25 protein-coding genes are annotated in these 22,624 nt (G+C 29.6%); 7 read left to right on the forward strand and 18 right to left on the reverse strand.

What is annotated here, in order from left to right; genetic code table 11:
- Nucleotides 1-4 precede the first annotated feature (4 nt).
- The 8 genes from H2279_RS01295 to H2279_RS01330 all read right to left on the reverse strand — a co-directional run bounded on the left by H2279_RS01295 (nucleotide 5) and on the right by H2279_RS01330 (nucleotide 7,578).
- Nucleotides 5-535 (reverse strand): exporting protein, encoded by a 531-nt coding sequence (locus H2279_RS01295; RefSeq protein ID WP_337195335.1) that lies wholly within the window; start codon nucleotides 533-535, stop codon nucleotides 5-7.
- Nucleotides 535-798: a DUF2018 family protein gene (locus tag H2279_RS01300; protein ID WP_137623546.1), complete on the reverse strand. Its 264-nt coding sequence runs from the start codon at nucleotides 796-798 to the stop codon at nucleotides 535-537. The genes H2279_RS01295 and H2279_RS01300 overlap by 1 nt, the downstream gene beginning before the upstream one ends.
- 107 nt (nucleotides 799-905) lie before the next feature.
- Nucleotides 906-1,466, reverse strand: coding sequence for a 2-oxoacid:acceptor oxidoreductase family protein (locus H2279_RS01305; RefSeq protein ID WP_337195336.1), 561 nt, complete (start codon nucleotides 1,464-1,466; stop codon nucleotides 906-908).
- Nucleotides 1,463-2,308: a 2-oxoglutarate ferredoxin oxidoreductase subunit beta gene (locus H2279_RS01310; RefSeq protein ID WP_337195337.1), complete on the reverse strand. Its 846-nt coding sequence runs from the start codon at nucleotides 2,306-2,308 to the stop codon at nucleotides 1,463-1,465. Before H2279_RS01310 ends, H2279_RS01305 begins: the two co-directional genes overlap by 4 nt.
- On the reverse strand, nucleotides 2,309-3,433 hold the full coding sequence (locus tag H2279_RS01315; RefSeq protein ID WP_337195338.1) for a 2-oxoglutarate synthase subunit alpha: 1,125 nt from the start codon (nucleotides 3,431-3,433) through the stop codon (nucleotides 2,309-2,311).
- A 9-nt stretch (nucleotides 3,434-3,442) separates the two neighbouring features.
- Complete coding sequence (locus tag H2279_RS01320; protein WP_137623550.1) at nucleotides 3,443-3,754, reverse strand: 4Fe-4S binding protein; 312 nt, start codon at nucleotides 3,752-3,754, stop codon at nucleotides 3,443-3,445.
- An 89-nt stretch (nucleotides 3,755-3,843) separates the two neighbouring features.
- Nucleotides 3,844-4,743 (reverse strand): malate dehydrogenase, encoded by a 900-nt coding sequence (locus H2279_RS01325; RefSeq protein WP_137623551.1) that lies wholly within the window; start codon nucleotides 4,741-4,743, stop codon nucleotides 3,844-3,846.
- A gap of 288 nt (nucleotides 4,744-5,031) precedes the next feature.
- Entirely contained in the window at nucleotides 5,032-7,578 is a 2,547-nt protein-coding gene (locus tag H2279_RS01330; protein WP_137623552.1) for a YhdP family protein, read from the reverse strand.
- Between H2279_RS01330 and mltG the strand changes: the two genes are divergently transcribed.
- The 5 genes from mltG (at nucleotide 7,493) to H2279_RS01355 (ending at nucleotide 11,614) form a co-directional block, all read left to right on the forward strand.
- A complete protein-coding gene (gene mltG, locus H2279_RS01335) occupies nucleotides 7,493-8,494 on the forward strand; it encodes an endolytic transglycosylase MltG (RefSeq protein ID WP_337195339.1) in 1,002 nt (333 codons plus the stop codon). The genes H2279_RS01330 and mltG overlap by 86 nt on opposite strands.
- Before the next feature lie 66 nt (nucleotides 8,495-8,560).
- Nucleotides 8,561-8,992, forward strand: a complete 432-nt coding sequence (gene flgB / locus H2279_RS01340; RefSeq protein ID WP_137623554.1) for a flagellar basal body rod protein FlgB — start codon at nucleotides 8,561-8,563, stop codon at nucleotides 8,990-8,992.
- 9 nt (nucleotides 8,993-9,001) lie between these two features.
- Nucleotides 9,002-9,496, forward strand: a complete 495-nt coding sequence (gene flgC, locus H2279_RS01345) for a flagellar basal body rod protein FlgC (protein WP_137623555.1) — start codon at nucleotides 9,002-9,004, stop codon at nucleotides 9,494-9,496.
- Between the two features lie 6 nt (nucleotides 9,497-9,502).
- Nucleotides 9,503-9,802 carry a flagellar hook-basal body complex protein FliE gene (fliE, locus tag H2279_RS01350; protein WP_137623556.1) on the forward strand — a complete coding sequence of 100 codons (300 nt, stop codon included), beginning with the start codon at nucleotides 9,503-9,505 and terminating at the stop codon, nucleotides 9,800-9,802.
- Between the two features lie 6 nt (nucleotides 9,803-9,808).
- Nucleotides 9,809-11,614: a peptidoglycan D,D-transpeptidase FtsI family protein gene (locus H2279_RS01355; protein WP_337195340.1), complete on the forward strand. Its 1,806-nt coding sequence runs from the start codon at nucleotides 9,809-9,811 to the stop codon at nucleotides 11,612-11,614.
- On the opposite strand, the gene H2279_RS01360 is transcribed toward H2279_RS01355, so the two are convergent.
- The 10 genes from H2279_RS01360 to H2279_RS01405 form a co-directional block, all read right to left on the reverse strand.
- Nucleotides 11,611-12,051 carry a hypothetical protein gene (locus tag H2279_RS01360; RefSeq protein ID WP_337195341.1) on the reverse strand — a complete coding sequence of 147 codons (441 nt, stop codon included), beginning with the start codon at nucleotides 12,049-12,051 and terminating at the stop codon, nucleotides 11,611-11,613. The genes H2279_RS01355 and H2279_RS01360 overlap by 4 nt on opposite strands.
- Nucleotides 12,052-12,059: 8 nt before the next feature.
- On the reverse strand, nucleotides 12,060-12,368 hold the full coding sequence (locus H2279_RS01365; RefSeq protein WP_137623559.1) for a rhodanese-like domain-containing protein: 309 nt from the start codon (nucleotides 12,366-12,368) through the stop codon (nucleotides 12,060-12,062).
- Nucleotides 12,365-14,194: a molecular chaperone HtpG gene (htpG, locus tag H2279_RS01370; protein ID WP_337195342.1), complete on the reverse strand. Its 1,830-nt coding sequence runs from the start codon at nucleotides 14,192-14,194 to the stop codon at nucleotides 12,365-12,367. Before htpG ends, H2279_RS01365 begins: the two co-directional genes overlap by 4 nt.
- A 63-nt stretch (nucleotides 14,195-14,257) precedes the next feature.
- Entirely contained in the window at nucleotides 14,258-14,626 is a 369-nt protein-coding gene (gene crcB / locus H2279_RS01375; protein WP_337195343.1) for a fluoride efflux transporter CrcB, read from the reverse strand.
- Entirely contained in the window at nucleotides 14,614-15,318 is a 705-nt protein-coding gene (locus H2279_RS01380; RefSeq protein ID WP_337195344.1) for a lysophospholipid acyltransferase family protein, read from the reverse strand. The genes crcB and H2279_RS01380 overlap by 13 nt, the downstream gene beginning before the upstream one ends.
- A complete protein-coding gene (locus tag H2279_RS01385; protein ID WP_337195345.1) occupies nucleotides 15,296-16,492 on the reverse strand; it encodes an SH3 domain-containing protein in 1,197 nt (398 codons plus the stop codon). The genes H2279_RS01380 and H2279_RS01385 overlap by 23 nt, the downstream gene beginning before the upstream one ends.
- Nucleotides 16,489-17,133, reverse strand: coding sequence for a phosphoribosylformylglycinamidine synthase I (gene purQ / locus H2279_RS01390; RefSeq protein WP_337195346.1), 645 nt, complete (start codon nucleotides 17,131-17,133; stop codon nucleotides 16,489-16,491). The genes H2279_RS01385 and purQ overlap by 4 nt, the downstream gene beginning before the upstream one ends.
- Nucleotides 17,133-17,378 (reverse strand): phosphoribosylformylglycinamidine synthase subunit PurS, encoded by a 246-nt coding sequence (purS, locus tag H2279_RS01395; RefSeq protein WP_337195347.1) that lies wholly within the window; start codon nucleotides 17,376-17,378, stop codon nucleotides 17,133-17,135. The genes purQ and purS overlap by 1 nt, the downstream gene beginning before the upstream one ends.
- A 9-nt stretch (nucleotides 17,379-17,387) precedes the next feature.
- Nucleotides 17,388-18,098 carry a phosphoribosylaminoimidazolesuccinocarboxamide synthase gene (gene purC / locus H2279_RS01400; protein WP_337195348.1) on the reverse strand — a complete coding sequence of 237 codons (711 nt, stop codon included), beginning with the start codon at nucleotides 18,096-18,098 and terminating at the stop codon, nucleotides 17,388-17,390.
- Nucleotides 18,095-19,411, reverse strand: coding sequence for a S41 family peptidase (locus tag H2279_RS01405; protein WP_407920019.1), 1,317 nt, complete (start codon nucleotides 19,409-19,411; stop codon nucleotides 18,095-18,097). The genes purC and H2279_RS01405 overlap by 4 nt, the downstream gene beginning before the upstream one ends.
- 173 nt (nucleotides 19,412-19,584) lie before the next feature.
- Here H2279_RS01405 and H2279_RS01410 point away from each other — a divergent pair, with 173 nt between their 5' ends.
- Together H2279_RS01410 and H2279_RS01415 are read left to right on the forward strand one after the other, a co-directional pair.
- Nucleotides 19,585-19,872, forward strand: coding sequence for a metal-sensing transcriptional repressor (locus tag H2279_RS01410; RefSeq protein ID WP_246023734.1), 288 nt, complete (start codon nucleotides 19,585-19,587; stop codon nucleotides 19,870-19,872).
- A gap of 125 nt (nucleotides 19,873-19,997) precedes the next feature.
- Nucleotides 19,998-22,577 carry an ATP-dependent Clp protease ATP-binding subunit gene (locus H2279_RS01415; protein WP_337195349.1) on the forward strand — a complete coding sequence of 860 codons (2,580 nt, stop codon included), beginning with the start codon at nucleotides 19,998-20,000 and terminating at the stop codon, nucleotides 22,575-22,577.
- The last annotated feature ends 47 nt before the right edge of the window (nucleotides 22,578-22,624 follow it).

A 22,624-nucleotide genomic window follows, 5' to 3' on the forward strand; every position in this document is an offset into this window, starting at 1 on the left:
TTTGCTATTTATCCCAACTTGTCAATGGTTTAACTTGTGGTTGGTTAAGATCGATCATAGGGACAACTTGATTATTTTGCGGTGGATTTGGAAGTGGTGTTTTTCTCGGATCTAAAAATTCTACCATCACACGAGACTCCTTATCTTCAATATACACTGTAAAAGTTGCTAAACCCTTATTATAACCACTAAATTCTAAAATAAGCCTTGCTCTATCTATATGTGGATTTGTATAATCAGGAATTAAAGTTTGAGTAACCCAATCCAAATTTCTTCGCAAACTCATCACAAATTGCCTTGGATATTTACGAAATTTAGATTGAACGATGATGTTTGTATTATCAAATAAAGTCCAATAAAAATCAAAATTTTGAACCTTATCCTCATAGCCAACTTCTTTAATTTGCACACTTGCTCTTTGATCTTTTTTAAGAACAAATTTATAAGTATATTCAAAGACTGGAGCCGCGTTTAAATGACTCTCGTGCGCCAAAATAAACAATAAGACAAAAAATAATTTTAACAATCTTTGCATTAACCCTCATGTCCTAAAATTTGGGCACCCAAATCTATGTAAATATCATCTAATCTCTGTTTAATTAAATCTCCATTTTCAAGTATAAAATTTTTAACATCTATTTCATTTAAGCCTTGTTTCTCCAAAAGCTCAATCATACTTATATATTCAGCGAAAAAATTTTCAAATACTTTTTCTAAGGCTCCCAAATTACCATTTTGTATGATTTCTAAAAATTTTTCTTTAGGGGTTTTATTAAACATTTCATCAAAGATATCCATTATTTTCCTTGAAAATAGTAAGTTTTTGATTATAAAATTTTAATCGTTAAAAGTAGCTAAATTGCAAAATTTTTAATTAATAAAATTTGGGGTAAAACCCCAAAAAACTATAATTGAACAGACTTACTCTCTTTGGCGTATTTAACACCTAAATCAAAAGCTTTTGAATTCGCATCGCGAGTTTTTGGTGGAACCATATGCAACATTGTTTCTTTTAAAACATCCAAATCAATACATTTGCTCATATAAGCAGCAATGGCTAAAGCTACAACAGATTGCGTTGCAACATTCCCTACCTCATCTTTAGCTATAGTAATAATTGGAATTTCAAAAATCTGCCATCTTTTATAGTCTTCATTTTCAGGATGTACCAAATTAGGTTCTACAACAATAATCCCTCCTTCTCTTACACCACTACGAAAACCCTTATAGCCCTTATCAGCAGTTGAAAGCATAAAATCAACTTCTCCTTCTACAGCATAAGGAAAAAGAATTTCTTTATCATCTATAATAATATCTACTTTTGTAGGACCTCCTCTTACTTGAGAAGTATAAGTTGATGCTTTAAAAGCCTGACGTCCTTCCTTAATTGCCGCTTCAGCTAAAATTTCTCCTGCAGTGATCACTCCTTGTCCGCCTTCACCGCCAAATCTTAATTGATATTTCATTTTAAAGCTCCTAAATCAACCATTCTTTTTTCTTTGGCTGCACGACGCACTTCTTCATAAGCTTGACAATATTCTGGTTGAGAATTATCTTCATGTAAAACCCCAGTTGGAAATTTATCTTTTCTTTCTTCAAAATCCATACTTTCAAATTTAGCTTTTTCTACAACACGATTTTTAATCCAATCAAGCATTGCAGTTGCTTCTCCCATTTTATTTTTTCTTCCTAGATTGATATGACAATTTGAAAAAACATCGACAAAGCTGTAACCTTTGTGCGCTAAAGCTTTATAGATTAAATTTTCAAGCTTATTTGCCTCTATCACATTTCCTCTTGCAACAAATGAAGCTCCTGCAGCTTTTGTTAATTCACAAGCATCAAAATTTGGATCAATATTTCCAAATTGCGCAGTTACGGTATAAAAACCTTTTGGTGTGGTTGGAGAAGTTTGCGAATTGGTAAGACCATAGATAAAATTATTGATCACTATATGTGTTAAATCTATATTTCTACGACAACCATGTATAGTGTGGTTTCCACCAATTGCTAAAGTATCACCATCTCCACTGACCACAATTACATGTTTAGTTGGATTTGCTAATTTTATTCCCGTTGCATAAGCAATAGCTCTACCATGTGTAGTATGCACAGTATTGCAATTGACATAAGAACTCATCCTGCCACTACAACCAATCCCTGAAACAAGACATACATCATCCATGCTCCAACCAAGTTTTTCAATTGCACGGATAATACATTTTAAAACAACACCATCTCCACAACCCCAACACCATTGAGTTGGAAGTTTATCAGTTCTTAAATATTCATCATAATTAAATGCCATTTATATATTCTCCTTCACTTTAGCAATAATTTCACTAGGGGTGATAGGACGGCCATTTGCACGATGCAAACTGATAAAATCACGGCGTAAGCTCACCCTTTCAATCTCTTCAAGATATTGACCCATATTTAATTCCGTAACCATAACTTTTTCAAATTGACTCACCACTTTAGCTATTTTTTTCTCCGCTACAGGATAAAGAGTGATAGGACGAAAAAGACCTACTTTAATTCCTTCTTCCCTAAGTCTTTGGATGGCTTCTTTTGCTGATCGACTTACGCTTCCATAAGCTATGATTAAAAATTCAGCATCATCAAGCATATACTCTTCATAAGTACAAATATCTTCACGATTGTTATTAATTTTACCCATAAGTCGCTCTATATTTTTTTTCACTATGGTGCCATCTTCTGTTGGAAAACCAATATCACCATGATGAAGTCCTGTTACATGATAACGATAACCTGTAAAAAAAGGATTAAGCGTTGCAGCTTCATTTTCACCAGCCGCATAAGGTTTATAATCTTTCTTATCGCCTTCAAATTTTTTGCGATTATAAATTTTAATATCTTTTAAATCAGGTAATATCGCTTTACCATTCATATGCCCTACTGTTTCGTCCATGAGTAAAAATACAGGTGTCATATATTTTTCAGCCAAATTAAAAGCTCTAATAGTTTCTAAATAAGCCTCTTCAAGCGAAGCAGGTGCAATAGCTATGCTTGCAAAATCCCCATGAGTTGGAGCCTTTGCTTGAAACAAATCCCCTTGCGCTACGCGAGTTGGTAAGCCCGTTGAAGGCCCCCCACGCATAACATTGACTATCACTAGTGGAATTTCAGCTATAAATGCAAGTCCGATTTGTTCTGCTTTTAAAGAAATTCCTGGGCCACTACTTGCTGTCATAGCTTTTACCCCACTCATTGCCGCACCAATAGCAACGCTTATCCCTGAAATTTCATCTTCCATTTGTATAAAAGTTCCATCATTAGCTGGGAGTAGATGACTTAACTCATGGGCAATCTCACTACTTGGTGTAATAGGATATCCTCCAAAAAACTTGCAACCACAATCAATGGCAGCCTGCGCAATTAAAACATTACCTGTTGCTATAATTTCTCTCATTATTTTTTCCTAAGCTAATTTTTTATATTGATTATTTCTAACCGCTAAAGCCCTATCTTTAGCTTCTGGTGTAAGTTTAGCAAATTTAAATTCATCTCTTTTAGCCACCATAATAGCAAAATCAGGACAATGCGTTTCACATTCAGTACAACCTATGCAAGATTCTGGATGCACTACCTCTATCATTTGTCCTAAAACAGCATGCACATCATCACGCATGGCTAAAACTCCTGCTGGACAATAACTTACACAAATATTACAAGCTTTACATCGATGCTCATCTACCCATACTGGAGTATCTTTTGGAGCTTTTATATTCATTATTTTTCCTTTTTTAATTTTTATTCTTGATTTATTATATCCAAAATAATCCAAACTCAACTAAGAAATTTCTAAAATCACTTTTAATTTTATTCCCTATAATGATGCTTAAGTAAAGATAATTCTAATTTTTGTTTTTCCTTGGCACTTAATTCAATATCCATAATCTCAACCACGCCTTCAAGACTTAATCTCGCCATCATTCCAAAAGCTTTATTTTTAATCCCAAATTTCGCATCTAAGATTATACTCATAGGCAGAAATTCTCCACTTCTAATCGATTCTATCATTCTAATACAAGCACTAGAAGGAGCTAAATAGGCCGAAGTTTTAAGATATTTAATAACCTTGGCTCCGCCTGTTTTAACTTCATTTTCTAAATCTTCAAATTCTTCTTCATTTAAATACTCGTCTATATTTTTACCATTAATTCTTGTATGAGATTTAACTAAAACCATATCATCATTATGAAAACCTATGAGTTTGGTGTCTATACTAGGCATTTTAACATTTAATTTTTTAGCCAACTCGTATTTAAAACGCGCATTATCCAAAACTCCCGCCATGGCAATAATTTTTTTAGACGAAAAAAGATTGCTTTGATATAAAATATTAAGCAATAAATCTACCGGATTAGTTAGAATGATAAAAAGGGGATCGGGATTAAATTTTTTAATCTCTTTTGCGCAAGTGAGTAAAATATCAGAATTAAGTTTTAATAACTCTTCTCTACTTTGCCCTTCTTTTCGAGTAAAACCCGCACTAAAAATAACTATATCAGAATTTTTAGTATGTGCATAATCTTGAGTGCAAACTAACTTAATATCTAAATTAAAAGCAGCTATGCTTTGAGATAATTCTAACTCCTTTGCGATCAATAACTCTTCATTGATATCAATCATAACAATTTCATGAGCTAATTCACGCAAAATCAAACCATAAGAAAGACTTGAACCAATGTTTCCTGAACCGATAATTGTAATTTTCATTTTCATCCTAATTTTATATTGTGTATATTTTTAATTAATTTTTAATTTTTGAGTAATTTTGTAACATATAGATTTTATTTTAATCTACTTGATAAATTAAATAATCTTAAATATAAATAAAAATTAAAATAAAAAAAATTATAAAAATGCGTGATAATAATTACCAAAAACTTATATAGAGTATAGTTTTTAAATAGTTATTATCTTTAGCTATTAAAAGTATATTATAAATAGAAAAAATTGCAAAGATATATTTAAAGTTTATTTTCATTTAAAAATAAACTTTAATTAGTCGAATAAATTTTTAGGCAATTGTATAATATTTTTAATCAAGTTAAATGGGGTTTTTAAAGTATCACTTAAAATTTGAGTATGAAATTTTGGATCATCGAGCTTTCCATCCACCTTGATATTTGTACTTATTTCTTGATTTTTTCCCAAAATAACATAATTTAAAATTGGAACTTTTGAAATAGTTTCAGAAGCTGATTTTAAAGTTTTTAACTCCAAATTTAAATCTATAGTATCAAGACGTAAATTAGCACTACCTAATCCATAAATATCAACACTATCTCCATTTAAATTAATAGCACTAAAACTCAATAAATCTTTTTTTCGGTTAAAAATAACTTTTCCATTTTGAAATTTTAAACCTTTTTGATTGAAGGTTGGAGTTTTAAACATCAATAAACTAGGAACCGTATCTATAAATGATATCAATTGATTAACACCTTTTAAATCCTTCACAAAAGTATTTTTAAAATCAAATTCTCCATCAAAATAATCAACTCCACTTCCAACAACACTTAAATTAAAAATTCCATCTTGCACTGCTTGTTTTTGTAAAAATTCATTTAAATATTGATCGTTTATGTTTTTAACAAAAAGCTTTAAATCATCCGGACTATAGTAAAAATTTAAATTTGTACCTCCTCTTGAACCTTGCACATTTAAAACACTTGCATTTAGATCTGCTTCTAATTTATCAAAAGCTAAAGTTTTATTCATATCAGCCAATACTAAAGCGCAATTAGCCCCACCAAAAATAATATTTTGTTTATTTTTACTGATATCAAAACTATTTGAAGAATCTTTTTCTTTCTTATAAACATAAGTTAAATTTTTTACCTGTATTTCTTTTTTAAGTGAAGATATTGTAGCACTTATAAGATCACTTTGAGTATTAATATATATAATATCATTTTTTCTTACAACACTAAAACTATCTTTATTATAAGGTGTTTGATTATTGATAAATAAATTATGATTAAAACCTACATCTTGGGCTTGCAAATCAAAATCTTTAAAATCTAAAGTTTTAAAATAAACACTTTTAGCCTCGTTAAAACCAAAATCCTTAAGAACTTTAGAATAGGAAATTAAAATATTGGGATTATTTAAATTAATTTCTAATCCATTTTTAAAATTAGCTATCAAACTCCATTCTGGTATAGTCAATACGTCTTGATTAAAATCCAAATTAAGAGTAATATTTTGATTTTTAATATCCAACAAATCATCATCAAAATACAATTTATAAAGCTGAGTATTAAAAATTCCTTGTTTTTCTTTTAAGTTGATTTTGGCATTTATATTGGCTTTAAAGTGCTGATTTTCCACATCGGCATTTTCTATACTTAAATTATCCTGCACTAATCTAATCAACCCTCTAGAAATATTCATATCGGCTAAAGATATATTGGCATTATTTAAATAAAAAATTCCATTATGAAGAAATTGACCCTTATCATGAAAATCGATTTTAAGCTCTAAATCGGTTTTAATGGATCCACTTTTTTGATAAAAAGGCAAGTTGAGATGATAATTTTGCAAAGCTTTTTCAAGTTTTTCATCTAATTTTAAATTATCTGATTTTATGCGCAAATAAATTCCAGCCTTTTCTTTATCAAAAAAATCATACAAATAAACTTCACTTTTACTCAAATCTGATCCATTGTAAGAGGCCTTATTAAATTGAAAATCCAATTTTTGCTGACTCAAATTTAAATCAACTCTTGGAATTTCAATAGCATTCATATTATCTTCTAAACGAACTTTAACTTTATTAACATATCCTAAAGCACTTATATTGTCTAAATAATAATTATTTTGTTTAAAATCTATAAAGCCTTGCAAAAAATCCAAATGATAAAATTCCCCAACAGCATTTTTAAATATCCAATGATCTAAAGTTTTATTTAAGGTAAAATCTTTTCTAATCATAGTCGCTATATTTTGTATATTTGTTGCATTAAGATCATTAATTTTGTAAAGCAATTTATTATCTTTATAACTGATTGTGCTTTTAAAAGTCAAATTATTGCCACTCGCATTTAAATTCAAATTATAAAAATTACTTTTTGTTTTTATTTCAAAAACACCATTTAAATTCAAATCATATTTTTTAAGTTTTAAGGAATTAATCATTCCTAATAAATCACCCTTATTCACAGTGAAAGAAGCTTTCAAAAAAAGATCGTCGCTATCTATAAAATAATCACCATCTTTAAATAAAATTTTTAATTTTTGATTCTTAAAAGATAAATTCTCAATATTCACCTCTTCAACAAAATTATATAAATATTTTAAATTTTTCATTACCTTTAGTAAGGTTTTAGAATCAAAATCAGAATTATCATTTGAAGTATCATTAATATTTAAAACAATATTTTTTGCTCGAAAAATAAGTTTTTTATCTAATTTAATATATAATTGCTGAACTTTTAAAAAATCAAATTGGATACTAGAAATGAATATTCCGTTTTTCAGCACTAAAAATATAATTGATAATAATACAAATAATACTGCTAGTGTATATAATATTTTCTTTTTCATGCGTAACTTCTTATTGATATTTATTTTGGGAATTTGTTATTATTTAACTCAACCTTTAAAAAGCGATTCTGTTATTTTTATACCAAAAGGCTCTATTACTCAGATTATATCATATCTTAAAGAAAAAAAATATGAAATGAGTATTATTGACAAATATATTTTATTTTTTTTAGGGCACCCACAATCTGGATGGATTAATATGAGTACGCAAAAACTAAACAGAATAGAATTTTTATACAAATTAACCGTAGCTAAAGCTGCACTTGAAACAATCACTTTAATCCCTGGAGAAACAAGCGTTGTTTTTTTAGATCAAGTTTCCAAAAAATTAGGACTTAATAAAGAAATACTTTTATCCGAATTTCAAAAACAAGCTCCTTACTTAGAAGGAGTTTTTTTACCAGAAACCTATGAAATTCCAAAAGGAATTTCAGAAAGCTTATTGATAAAAAATTTACTTGCTATTTCTGAAAAATCAAATCAAACCACTTCTAAAAAAATTTTTGGACAATATAATCCCAAAAAATGGCATCAATATATCATCACAGCTTCTGTTATTCAAAAAGAAGCCGCCAATGAATCAGAAATGCCTATAGTTGCAAGTGTGATTTATAATCGTCTTAAAAAAGGTATGAAATTACAAATGGATGGAACTTTAAATTATGGTATTTATTCTCATGAAAAAGTTACACCTCAAAGAATCAGACAAGATAAAACCTTTTATAACACCTATAAATTTGAAGGTTTGCCAAAAGAAGCGGTTTGTAATGTTTCTTTGGCTGCAATTCGTGCGGCTATTTTTCCAGCAAAAACAGACTATTTGTATTTTGTACGCGATAAAAACACTGGAGTTCATATTTTTACAAGCAATTTAAACGATCATAATAAAGCCATTAATTTACAAAAAAACAGATAAAAATTTGAAAAGTTGGAACGATATTTGCTTGTTAATTTGTAAAATTATAAATAAAAAGGATAAAAGATGATTGATCCATTTAAATCAAAAGAACTTGTTACTAGTGCTTTAGCAGGTAGAAATCTTAGAAATCAATTGATCAATGCTAATCTTGCAAATGTCGATACTCCTTTTTATAAATCAAGAGATATAGAATTTGAAACTGCTCTAATACATCGTGCTAATGAAATTTTTAAAAAGAGTGATGATAAAGAATTAAAATTAGCCGTAACAGAAAAAGGACATCAAGAACCTTGGAAATTTCCAGATCCTAATAAATCAACCATTTATTTAAGAGATGGACACTTAGCAAGAAATGATGGCAATACTGTAGATTTAGATGTTGAAACTACAGAAATGAGTAAAAATACAGTTATGATTACAGCTCTTGATGGAGTTTTAAGAAAACAAAGTAGTATATTTAGCTCCATACTTGATGCAAGTTCTAAATTAAGTTAAAGGTAAATTATGGCATACTTAAGTGATTTTGATATCAGCGGATATGGTTTAAGTGCTCAACGTTTTAGAATGAATGTTATTAGCTCTAATATAGCTAATGCAAATACAACTAGAACAGCAGAAGGCGGACCTTATAGAAGACGCGAAGTGATCTTTAAAGCGACAGATTTTGATAAACTTTTAAACGAACAAATTAGCAAGGATAATAATTTTTTAAAATATGAAAATCCTTTAAACGATCCTGACTCTCCAGAAGAAGCTAAACCAGCTATTCAAAGTGTAGTCGTGGATAAAGTTGTAAGAGATGATAAAGATTTTAGAATGAAATACGATCCAAGTAATCCTGATGCAAATGCTGAAGGTTATGTGGCTTATCCTAATATTAACCCTGTAATTGAAATGGCTGATTTGATTGAGGCAACAAGAGCTTATCAAGCCAATGTCAGTGCTTTTACAAGTGCAAAAACTATCGCGCAAAGTGCAATTGATTTATTAAGAGGATAATAACGAATGAATAATATTAATGATCTAAGATTAAATAATATTTCAAAAACAAATTCAAACCAAAATATACAACAAAATAATATTGGCGATGAATTTGCCAAAATGCTTAAAAATGAAATTGATGATTTAAATAAAACTCAAAAAACCGGTGAAGCTGCTATGACAGATATTGCCACGGGACAAGTTAAAGATTTGCACCAAGCTGCTATTGCCATTACTAAAGCTGAAAGCAGTATGAAATTTATGTTAGAGGTTAGAAATAAAGCCATTAGTGCCTATAAAGAAATTACAAGAACTCAAATTTAAATTTCTATGCAAGAAAATAAAAAAAATCGCGTTTCAAAAGTCGCCTTTGCCTACTGCATGGCACTTTTGTTTATGATTATTTTTTTAAGCTCAACCTTTATACTCACTTCTAAACGCCATATTCCTAATACTGAAAAAGATCAATATTCTTTAGCTTTGCGTGGCAATATTATCACAAAAGATAATTTTACCGTTACAACCTCGAAGCAAATTTATCGTGCTGAAATCGATCTAAGGAGTATCGATAGAGATAAGTTTGATCTTTTTTTAAAACTTTTTCAAATCTATAGTGGATTTAGCGATAAAGAAATTACAGACATAAAAAAAAGGATGCAAAATCAAAAAAAACGCTCTTATAATTTCATCCTTTCTCAAAATTTAGACTCCAAACAAGCCAACTATCTTAAGGATCTTGCAAAAAAATTATACATACAAGGATTTTTTAAAGCATTTACTAATAGTGCCGGCAAGGTTGAAACCAGAGGTTTAAATATTATCGAACATGAAGAAGATAGAATTTATATGTCACACGATGCACTCACTCCTGCCATAGGCTATACAAAAGTTGTCTTGGATCCAGAAAGTGGGATTTTAAAAAATATCGGTGTTAAAGGCTTAGAAAAATACTATGATCAATGCTTAAGCCCCTTGCAAAATGAAAAAATTCAAGGTTTAAAAGATATCGGCGGAAATATCATTTTAAATTTAAAATCACTACAACAAAAAAAAATCAATGGTTGTGATTTGTATCTTAATGTTTCTTTAAAACTTCAAAAAAGTATTGAAAAAGCCATCGATGAACGCAATGAAGATTTAAAAGCTAATGAAATTATCGTAGGGGTTATGGATAGTAAAACGGGAAAAATTTTAGCCCTAGCAAGCTCAAGACGTTACGATCCTGAAAATCGCAGCAAAGATTTATCGGTATTAAATGCTAGCGCTATTGAATACGGCTATGAAGCAGGATCGGTAATCAAACCTTTTATTTTTATCACCGCATTAAGACTTAATAAAATAACTCTTGATGAAATCATTGATACTTATGGCGGATCCTATAAATTAGGACGATTTACCATTAGAGATGATCACAGAATGGATAAAATGACCGCTGAGGAGGTTATAAGATATTCTTCAAATATAGGAATGATTCAAATTGCGCAAAGACTTAGCAATTTAGAAATTATCACGGGTTTAAAAACCTTCAATTTTGGAGATAAAAGCGGTATTGATCTTCCCTATGAACAAAAAGGAGAAATTCCAAACCCTAAACATCTAAGAGAAATAGAAAAATCGGTATTAAGCTATGGCTATGGACTTAAGACTACTTTTATGCAATTACTGGCTGCGTATAATGTTTTTAACAATAATGGAGTTTATATTACTCCGCGTTTGGCAGAAAAATATTATCAAGATGGGCGTTTTGTTAATTTAGATAATGATATAAAAAAAGAGGCTATTTTAAATCCACAATCAGCTCAACTTATGCAAAGAATATTAATCGACGTTATCGAAAAAGGAACTGGAAGAAAAGCTTTCACAAAAGGAGTTACTTTAGGAGGTAAAACAGGAACAGCTAGAATTGCTGAGAGGCAAGGTTATACCTCAAACCGTTATAACGCTTCATTTTTTGGTTTTGCCAATGATGCTACGCACGCTTATACCGTAGGAGTTTTAGTGAGAAATCCTACTAAGCCTTATAGTTATTATGCGGCTCAAAGTGCTTTGCCAATGTTTAAAGATGTGGTTAATATTTTAATCAATGAAGATTTTTTAAAACCGGTACTTGATAACAATCAAACGACTAAAAATTAATCGTTTGATTTAGATTTTAATCTTTGGAATTCTTGCATTAAGAATTCTCTTAAATCTTCTGCTTCCTCTTTGCCGTTTTCTAAAAAATGAATCAAAATATTTTCTAATTTTTCTAAAAATTCAAAAAGCTCATTTTCCCAAATATTATTATTTTTATTACTCAAATTCATTGTCTGGATAAAGGTAAGTTCTCTACTTGCATCACTAAGTTTTTCTAAAAATTGATCTTTATCAGTCTGATTTTTCAATTTTATTTCTTCTATGCGATCCTTAAAAGCTCTGATTTTATCATTAATTACTTCGCAAAATTCTGGATAAATATCCATCTTTATAGGCTCCAATAACGCTTTTTTATCAACATTTAAAATTAATTTTTTCACAGCAAAATAAAGAAATAAAAAAGACAAAGCAGCTATTAATAAATATATCCCTATCATTGATTTCCTTAAAGCGCTAACATTCCGCCATCTAAATTCACGCTATCTAAACCAAGTTGATCTTTAACATACTGTGCAGCTAACATACTTCTATGGCCACTACGACAAATAAAAGCTATTTTTTTATCGGATTTTTGTTTAGCTTGAAATTCTTGCAAAAAATTTTCATTTAAAAATCCTTTATGATCATAAAATGAAACGCACTCGGCATTAGGTAATACACCTTCTCCCCATTCCAAAGGAGTGCGAACATCAAAAATTTGATATTCGCTTAAATCTTGTTTTGTCCAAACACTAGCTGGAATATTTTCTATCATGAAAAAGCCTTCGTGATGATTTTAGCCAAACTTGCATTAAATTCAGAAGCATTTTCAATTCCCATGCCTTCGCTAAGTTTAGCCATATTTAATACCAAAATTGCAATATCGCTATAGAATGTTTCATTATTCTTAAGTCCTGAAAAAATCGCATGTTTTGGATTGATCTCTAAGATAGGCTTTATATTTTGCTCTTGTCCCATTTGCTTTAAAAGCTGCTGCATAGCAAAATCAGGTTTATTTTTATCAAAAACAATACAGCTTGGACTATCTTTTAAACGACTGGTTAATCTTACATCTTCAACTTCATCTTTTAAAAGTTCTTTAAATTTAGCCACAAGCGGAGCATATTCTTTTTTCTCTTCATCACTTAATTCGTTTTTATCTTCAACTTGATTAATGGCTACAAATTTTAACCCTTCATACTCTCCAAGCATAGGAGTAACCAAAGAATCAATCTCATCATCCATTAAAAGTACTTCTATATTTTTTTGTTTATACTCTTCCAATAAAGGTGAATTCCTAAGTAGGCTTTCATTATTTCCTGTAATATAAAAAATTTCTTTTTGATCTTTTTGTAAGTCATTTTTATATTCTTCCAAGGAACGTAAATTTTCATCTTTAGTACTCTTATAAAACATAAGTTTTAATAAACTCTCTTTTTCTGTTCCAAAACCGTAAAGCCCTTCTTTTAAAACTTTTCCAAAGGTTTTGAAAAAATCTAAATATTTATCTTTGTCTTTATTTTTTAATTTTTCAAGTTCGCTAAGTATTTTTTTAACACTCGCTTCTTTAACTGCTTTTAAAATTTGATTTTCTTGCAAAATTTCACGACTTACATTCAATGGTAAATCTTCAACATCAATAATCCCTCTAACAAAACGCAAATAAGTCGGTAAAAGTTCTTTATCATCATCGCTAATAAAAACACGTTTTACGTAGAGTTTAAGTCCGCTTTGATAATCCACTCTAAAAAGATCAAAAGGAGCATTTTTTGGAATGAAAAATAAAGAACTATATTCTAATTTTCCTTCGCTTTTGGTATGAAGATATAATAAAGGCTTATTAGAATCATGGAAATTTTGTTCATAAAATTTTTCATAATCTTCGGCTTTAAGGCTTGTTTTTTGCATTCTCCAAAGAGCATTAGCTTTATTAATTTGAGTGATTTTTACTTCACTCTTTCCTTCTGTTTCGCCCTCTTTAGCAGGGATATACTCTTCTTTTTCCATAAAAATTGGAAATTGTATATGATTTGAATATTTTTCTATAATGCTTTCAATTTTATAAGAATTAGCAAATTCATCATCTTTTAAATAAAGTGTGATTGTGGTTCCTTGCTCTTCTTTTTTAGCATCTTCAATTTCATAACCATTTGCATCAGAAGTCCAAAGATAAGCTTTATCATCCAAAGCTTTTTTACTTAAAACTTCAATTTTATTTGCCACCATAAAAGCAGAATAAAATCCAACACCAAATTGCCCTATAAGTTGAGAATCTTTCTTAGCATCACCGCTTAAATTCTCTAAAAAGCTTTTTGTGCCACTCTTTGCAATGGTTCCTAAATTATTAATCAAATCTTCTTTATTCATACCTATACCATTATCACTAATGGTTAAAGTTTTTTTATCTTTGTCTATTGTAATTTCTATTTTAGGATTAAATTTTAAGCTCTTATAAGAATCATCGCTAACGCTTAAAAAATTCAATTTATCTAAAGCATCGCTAGCATTAGAGACGATCTCCCTTAAAAAAATTTCCTTATTTGAATATAAAGAATGAATCATCAATTGTAAAAGTTGATTAACTTCAGTTTGAAATTGCATTTTTTCTCCTTTGTATTTTTCAAATGCGTTATTTTAGCAAAAAATACATAATTGTAAAAAAATTTATTTAAAAATTACAAAACCAAGCCAAACTGCCAATAAACACAAAATGACATTAAAAACAATATTAAGAAAAAGATGAAAATAATTTCCATTTTGCAAAAGCATTAAATTTTCATAAGAAAAAGTAGAAAAAGTTGTAAAAGCTCCTAAAAATCCTATATTGATAAAATTTTTAAGTAATGGCGATAAACCTTTATTTTGTGCATAAGAAAAACAAAGTCCTATAGCAAAAGAGCCAAAAATATTTACAAAAAGAGTACCAAAACTAATAGCATGTGGAAAAATTTTATTGATAAAATTAATACTTAACATTCTAAATACAGAACCCAAAAAGCCACCTATGCCTACAATTAAAATCATATTGAGCATGATTTCATTCTTTCTTGATCTAATATTTCTTGCATTTTTTTTCTAGTATTTTCAAGCCATCTCTCATCGCTAGTATCCACTAAATCCATGCAAATAATCTTTAAATTTCCACCACTTCCCACGCTAAAACTTTTCGTATCTAAAATTTTAGCAGAATCTACCATCAAAATAGGCTGAACTTTTAAATTCAACTTTTCAGTTAAAACTTTAGCTCCGCTTTGAAATTTAAGCATTTTTGCTGTTTTTGAACGCGTTCCTTCAGGAAAAATGGCTAAAACTCTATCTTCATTTAGCCTTTCTTTAGCTTCTTTTAATACACGCACTAAATCTCTTGGATTTTTTCTATCAATACAAAGCAATTTTGGCTTTTTTATAGTGATTTTAAAAAGTGGAATTTCTCCAAGTTCTTTTTTTGCAATCCAGCATAAATTTTTAGGGTATAATTCCTCTAAAGCAATAATATCCAAGGCACTTTGATGATTCATTAAAATCATATTTGCATTGGGATTAAACTCACCCACAAGCTCAGTTTTGTAAAAAATAGTATATTTTTGAAATTTAGCCCAAATTCTACGAATTTTCCAAAGGGTATTTTGCGAATTTACAAAACAAAAGCAACATACTACAATTAAAATACTAAAAATAAAAAAAAACCAAAAATATAAAGCTTTAATTTTTTTGTAAATCTTCACGAAGTACCCATCCTATTTGGCCATTTTCAAGAATTACTTTAATATAATCTAATCTTTTTCCTAAAATTTTAACTTTTTCATTAGAAAGAGCTGTATAGAAAAAAGTTGAAGGCTCTGTTGGCAAAATTCTTGCTCTTGAACCTGCTTTTAAAATACCGCTTTTTACGCTTGTATCTATGAAAAAACTCAATACAAAACATACTATTGCTAAAACTAAAATGATATAATTTTTTCTCCACACAAATACAAGTGCAAAAACAAATGTAAAAAACCAAAGTGCATATTGTTTATAAATATTAAAATCTTTATTGGTAGGATTTAAATCACTTTGAGTGCTAATTTCATCATCACTAATGACAAGTCTAAAACTCATATTTTCAAGACTTTTAGTATCTTTATTGAAATAAGAAAAATCAAAATGGGTTTTAGATGATGGAAATAAAGCGTAATAAAAACCAGTAGAAGCGTTAAAATCACCTTTTAAATTTTCAACTCCTTGTTTTTGAACACCATCGATATAAAAACTTTTAAGATTTGTATTGGTAGCATTTAATTCAAGCATAACAATGATGCTATTATTATCAAAAATTTTAGTTTTTATCTTTTTTACTTCCAAAGAACTTGCTACTAGGTGTGAAAAATGGTTATCACTTGGTGTGATTTCATATCTGATTGGATTTAAATTTAAAGCAGATTGCTGAAAAGCTTCTCCATTTCTAAGTAACTGAATTGAAATTTGCTCTAAAGAGGCATTAGAAGTTTTAGCTTCAAACCATAAAGTTGTTACATACTCGCCTTGTATATTTTTCCATTTTGCATCAGGATTTAGAAAAAGCAAGTCATCGTTCTTTTTTAGATTAATCTTAAAATCAAAATTAGTGTTTTCAGTTGTTTTTGCATGAATGGTAATTGGAAAAGCTTCTCCAACATAAACCTTGTGCGGATACTCATCATTAGTAAGCACCAAAGAGCTTTGCGGGATAAAAGGATCTTCGACATTGCTCGTATCGATATCAGTATTTTCATCACTTGGAGCAATATTTTGATAAATTTGCTGCTCTTCTTTTGGTAATTTTTCTAATTCTTTTTGCACCTTTTGAGCATCAAAAACAGAAATTTCTTTTTGAGCAAAAAGACTGCAAGAAAATAAAAATATAAAAAATAATATTCTCACATAAAACCTTCTAACATTTTTAAACCTATTTCATTACCTAAAACACTATCGCAAGCTCTTTCAGGATGTGGCATGAGACCAAAAATCTTTTTATTCTCATCACAAATTCCAGCAATATCACAAACAGAACCGTTAGGATTTGGTTGATATTTTAATGTGATTAAGTCCTTATCTTCTAATTCTTTTAAAACATCCTCTTTTGCGTAGTAATTTCCTTCTCCGTGCGCAATAGGCAAATTAATAATATCATCTTTTTGAAAATTTCTTAAAAAAACATTTTGATTTGAAACCACTTTTAAATCTTGATTTTTTGAAATAAAGCTTAGTTTTTCATTGTGCTTCATTGCGCCTTTTAAAAGGCCGCTTTCTAAGAGAATTTGAAATCCATTGCAAATTCCTAAAATATAGCCTCCTTTTTTAGCGTGCTCAAAAACACCTTGCATCGCAGGAGCAAGTTTAGCAATCGCTGCACATCTTAAATAATCTCCATAAGAAAATCCACCAGGTAAAATAACCAAATCAGCTGTAAATTCTTTTTGCTCATGCCAGATTATTTCAGTTTTAGCTCCAAGTTTGTTAAATGCATATTCTGTATCAAATTCACAATTTGTTCCAGGAAATCGAATAATTGCTACTTTCATTATTTCTCGCTTATACTCAGTTCATAATCTTCAATCACATTATTAACCAGCAATTCTTCGCACATTTTCGCAATACGCTCTTTAGCTCTTACTTCATCTTTTTCATCTAAATCAATGATGAGTTGTTTAGCCATTCTCACTTCTTTAACTTCGTTAAAATTTAAAGAATGCAAAGCCTTTTCAATGGCTTTGCCTTGAGGATCTAAAACTCCATTTTTTAAAAAAACATTTACCACTATTTTCATTAATATACCTTAACTTAAAATTCTTTTTAAAACTTCTTCATAAGCAACTTTTACGCTACCTAAATCTTGACGAAATCTATCTTTGTCTAGTTTTTCATTGCTAAATTTATCCCAAAATCTACAGCTGTCTGGACTGATTTCATCAGCTAAAACAAGTTCATTATCTTTAGTTAAACCCAATTCTATTTTAAAATCAATCAATCTTAAATTTTTAGAATCAAAAAATGGAGTTAAGATGGAATTGATCTTTTTAGCGATATTTTTAATCTCTTGAATTTGTGCTTCATTTTGAACTAAATTTAAAATCAAACAATGATCATCATTGATAAAAGGATCGCCTAAAGCATCATCTTTTAAGCAAAATTCAACCAAAGCAAAAGGCAAAACTTTACCATCCTCTAAGCCCAATCTTTTTACAATCGAACCTGTGGCAACATTACGCACTATTACTTCTATAGGGATGATTTTGCATTTTTTTACCAATTGTTCGGTATCACTGATACAATCAACTAAATGAGTTTTGATGCCATTTTTTTCAAGCAAATGAAAAATTTCTGTACTGATTTTACAATTTAAAGCCCCTTTGCCGCTTTCATTCCCTTTTTTTTCAGCATTAAAAGCTGTTAAATCGTCTTTAAATTCACTGATTAATAAATTTTCATCATCAGTTTTAAAAAGCTTCTTTCCTTTTCCCTCATACATTAAATCTTTTTTTGTCATAACGCACCCTCCTTAATGTTTAAAATTTTCACCGCATCAATAGCAGATTTTAATTGCGCATCTTCATAAATTTGTTTTAATGTAATGATGTTTTTATCATTTTTGATTTCTTTTTTCTCTTCTTTTTTATCATTAGTTTTTTGAAGTTCATTTTCTAAATGTTGTTTTAATTCGCTTTCTTTTAGATTAAAGCCTTCTTCTTGAGTGCTTACCTTTCCAGGAAAAACTTCAATATCCGGTTTTACGCCTATAGCTTGGATGGTACGACCACTTGGCAAATAATATCTTGCTATAGTCAATCTTAATGCTTCGGTTTTATTAATAGGAATGATTTGCTGCACACTACCTTTTCCAAAAGTATTTTCGCCAACAATCACAGCCCTTTTTAAATCTTGCAAAGCCCCGCTAACAATCTCACTCGCACTAGCACTTCCACCATTGACAAGCACCACTAAAGGAGCATTAGAAATTTTATTTTTTGCTTCTGCTTTGTATTCTTGATTTTCACTAGCTATGCGTCCTTTTTGAGAAACGATCACACCTTTATCTACAAATAAATTAACTAATCCTATAGCTTGACTTAAAAGTCCGCCAGGATTATTTCTAAGATCTAAAATAATCCCTTTAACATTAGGATATTTTTTAAGCTCTTTACTTGCAGAATCGACTACATTTTTATCAAAATTAGTCACTCTTAAATACAAAATATTTTCTTTTTGGATCAATTTTGCATAAACACTCTCAACTTTTATAATATCTCTCATAAGAGTCACATCAAAAGGCTTAGTAGAACCTTTTCTAAAAATAGTTAAAGTGATTTCAGTTTTTGGCTTACCACGCATTTTTTCTACAGCGTCATTTAAATTCATACCCAAGGTTGCTTCATTGTTTATTTTTAAAATGATATCGCCTGATTTTATTCCTGCTTTATCCGCAGGAGTTCCTTCCATAGGAGAAACAACAGTTAAGGCTCCATCTTTCATACCTACCGTAATTCCAAGTCCTCCAAATTCACCATTGGTTTGAATTTTCATATCATTAAAATCTTTTTCATTTAAGAAAGAAGAATGTGCATCAAGATTACTCAAAAGTCCGGATAAAGATTTATCCACTAAATCACTTATATTTTCATCATCAACATAATATTGTTCAACTATAGCTAAAGTTTTTGTAAGCTTATCCAAAGCTTGCAAGCGTTGTTCTAGTTTTTTATTATCGTCAGCTTTGGCGTGTAAATTTCCAACAAAAAAAACACAAAAAGCTAAAGAGCTTATAAAACCTATTAAAGTGGCTAAAGATCGTTTTATTTTCAAGTGAAACTCCATTAAAATTTTTTCATAATTTTTAAAAGTAAATTTTAATAAAAAATGCTTAAGAAATTGTAAATTAAACACATAAAAATTTACATTGCGTTTTCTTTTATTTTTTATGCTAGAATGATTTTAAAATTTTAATTTAAAAAATCAAAAGATTTTTAGGAAGATAAATGCAAAATATAAAAAAACATCAGCATTCACAAAAACATATTAAAGCGATCAGTAATAGACTTAGTCGAACAATTGGACATTTAGAAGCAGTTAAAAACATGGTAAAAAGAGATGAAGATTGTAGCAAAATTTTAATACAACTTGCCGCTATTAAAGCAGCGGTTAATAATACCGCAAAAGCTGTTTTAAAAGAACATTTAGCTCATTGCATCCATCATACATGCTCTGAAGAAAATAAACAAAGCATAGAAGATCTTAATAAAGCTATTGATATGTTTGTAAAATAGCGTTTTTACTATAACTTTATAAAAATGAACTTAAATATATTTATAAAATATTATAAAATAACTTGACATTATGTGACTAAAGTTATATAATACGTTTTATATAAATTAATAAAAAAGGAATCAATATGGCAAATATACAAGATTATTTAACAGACTCTATGCTTTCAAATGTTGAAAGTGCAGCATCTTTAGCGATATATTCTAAAAATAATGAAATTGTTCCTTTGCATCTTTTTTGGGCTTTATGTGTTGATAGCTCAAGTTTGCTTAATCAAATACTTAATAAATTAAATATTTCCAAAGAAGCTTTAGAACTTGAAATCAAAAGTAAAATATCTAAATTACCTACAAGCTCAAATGTGAGTAAAGAAACCATCAGATTTTCAAATGAATTTATCAATTCTTTAGAAGCAGCTAAAGGCTTAATGAATGCAAATGGGGATAGCTATTTATCTGTAGATACTTGGCTTATTAGCGAAAGCGAAAAGGATCCGATTAAAGAAATTTTATCTAAGTTTTTAGACCGCAAAGAATTTCAAAAGGAATTGCAAAATTTAAGAGCAGGAAGAAAGGTTGATAGCAAGACAAGTGATGAGACTTTAGATAGTTTAAATAAATTCGGTATTGATCTAACTCAAAAAGCAACCCAAGGGGAATTAGATCCAGTTATTGGTAGAGAAGAAGAAATAGAAAGACTCATGCAAATTCTTATCCGTAAAACTAAAAACAATCCTATTTTACTTGGCGAACCTGGAGTTGGAAAAACCGCTATCGTTGAAGCTTTAGCACAAAGAATAGTCAAAAAAGATGTGCCAACTTCTTTACAAAATAAAAGAGTTATTGCACTGGATATGAGCGCTTTAATAGCGGGTGCAAAATACCGCGGTGAATTTGAAGATCGCTTAAAAGCAGTGGTTAATGAAGTGATTAAAAATAAAAATATCATTTTATTTATAGATGAAATTCACACCATAGTAGGAGCTGGAGCGAGTGAAGGAAGTATGGATGCAGCCAATATTTTAAAACCTGCTTTAGCTAGAGGTGAACTTCACACAATAGGTGCTACTACTTTGAAAGAATATCGTAAATATTTTGAAAAAGACGCGGCTTTACAACGCCGTTTTCAACCTGTTAATGTTCCTGAACCTAGTATTAATGAAGCCTTGGCGATGCTAAGAGGCATCAAAGAAAAATTAGAAATTCATCACAATGTCACAATCAATGATAGCGCTTTAGTTGCAGCCGCTAAGCTTTCAAAACGCTATATAGCGGATCGTTTTTTACCGGATAAAGCTATTGACCTAATCGATGAAGCCGCCGCTGAACTTAAGATGCAAATTGAGAGCGAACCTAGTTCTTTAAGAAAAGTAAGAAAAGATATTGAAACTTTAGAAGTTGAAAATGAAGCTTTAAAAATGGAAGATGATAAAAAAAATGAAAAAAGAATAGAGGAAATCATCAAAGAATTAGCCAATTTAAAAGAAAAACAAAGCGCATTAAATTCACAATTTGAAAATGAAAAAGGTGTTTTTAATGAAATCAGTGTCAAGAAAAAAGAAATTGATCTTTTAAAAAATGAAGCCAATTTAGCTAAAAATAAAGGTGAATTTCAAAAAGCGGCTGAATTAGAATATGGAAAAATTCCTAGCCTTGAAAAAGAAGTGCAAAACTTAGAAGAAAAATGGAAAAAAATGAGCGAAAATGGCGTTTTACTTAAAAATCAAGTGGATGAAGACTTAGTCGCTGGAATTTTGAGCAAATGGACAGGTATTAGCGTACAGAAAATGCTTACCTCTGAAAAACAAAAATTCTTAGAGGTTGAAAAGCACTTAAAAGAAAGCGTTATAGGACAAGATAAAGCCTTAAATGCTTTAGCAAGAGCCATTAAACGCAATAAAGCAGGACTTAATGCAGACAATAAACCTATAGGAAGTTTTTTATTTTTAGGACCAACTGGAGTAGGAAAAACTCAATCGGCCAAAGCTTTGGCAAAATTTTTATTTGATGATGAAAAGGCTATGATACGCTTTGATATGAGTGAATTTATGGAAAAACATAGCGTTTCAAGACTTTTAGGAGCGCCTCCAGGATATATAGGGCATGAAGAAGGTGGAGAACTAACCGAAGCGGTGCGTAGAAAACCTTATAGCGTTCTTTTATTTGATGAAGTTGAAAAAGCTCACAAAGATGTTTTTAACGTGCTTTTAGGAATTTTAGATGATGGAAGAGCAACAGATAGTAAAGGCGTAACGGTGGATTTTAAAAATACCATTATTATTTTAACCTCTAATATCGCCTCAAATGCAATCATGACGCTAAATGGAGAAGAAAAAGAAAATGCGATCAAAAATGAATTGAAAAATTTCTTTAAACCTGAATTTTTAAATCGTTTAGATGATATCATTACTTTTAATCCCCTAGGACAAGATGAGGCTTATGAAATTGTAAAGCTTTTATTTAAAGATTTGCAAAATAGTTTATCAAACAAAGGTATCAAAGCAAATTTAAGTGAAAATGGAGCGCTTTTAATCGCAAAAAATGGTTTTGATCCTGACTTTGGAGCTAGACCATTAAAAAGAGCTATTTATGATATGATAGAGGATAAATTAAGCGATATGATCTTAGCTGATGAACTTAACGAAAATGATAACATTTTAATCGATGCCGAAAATGATGAAATTGTGATCAAAAAAATACAAAATTGAAAGTAGAAATTTCTACTTTCTTGATTTTTTAAATTCCTTCCTTAATC

Origin of the sequence: Campylobacter sp. B0100352/1, from assembly GCF_020135855.1 — a bacterium.
GTDB lineage: Bacteria > Campylobacterota > Campylobacteria > Campylobacterales > Campylobacteraceae > Campylobacter_D > Campylobacter_D taeniopygiae.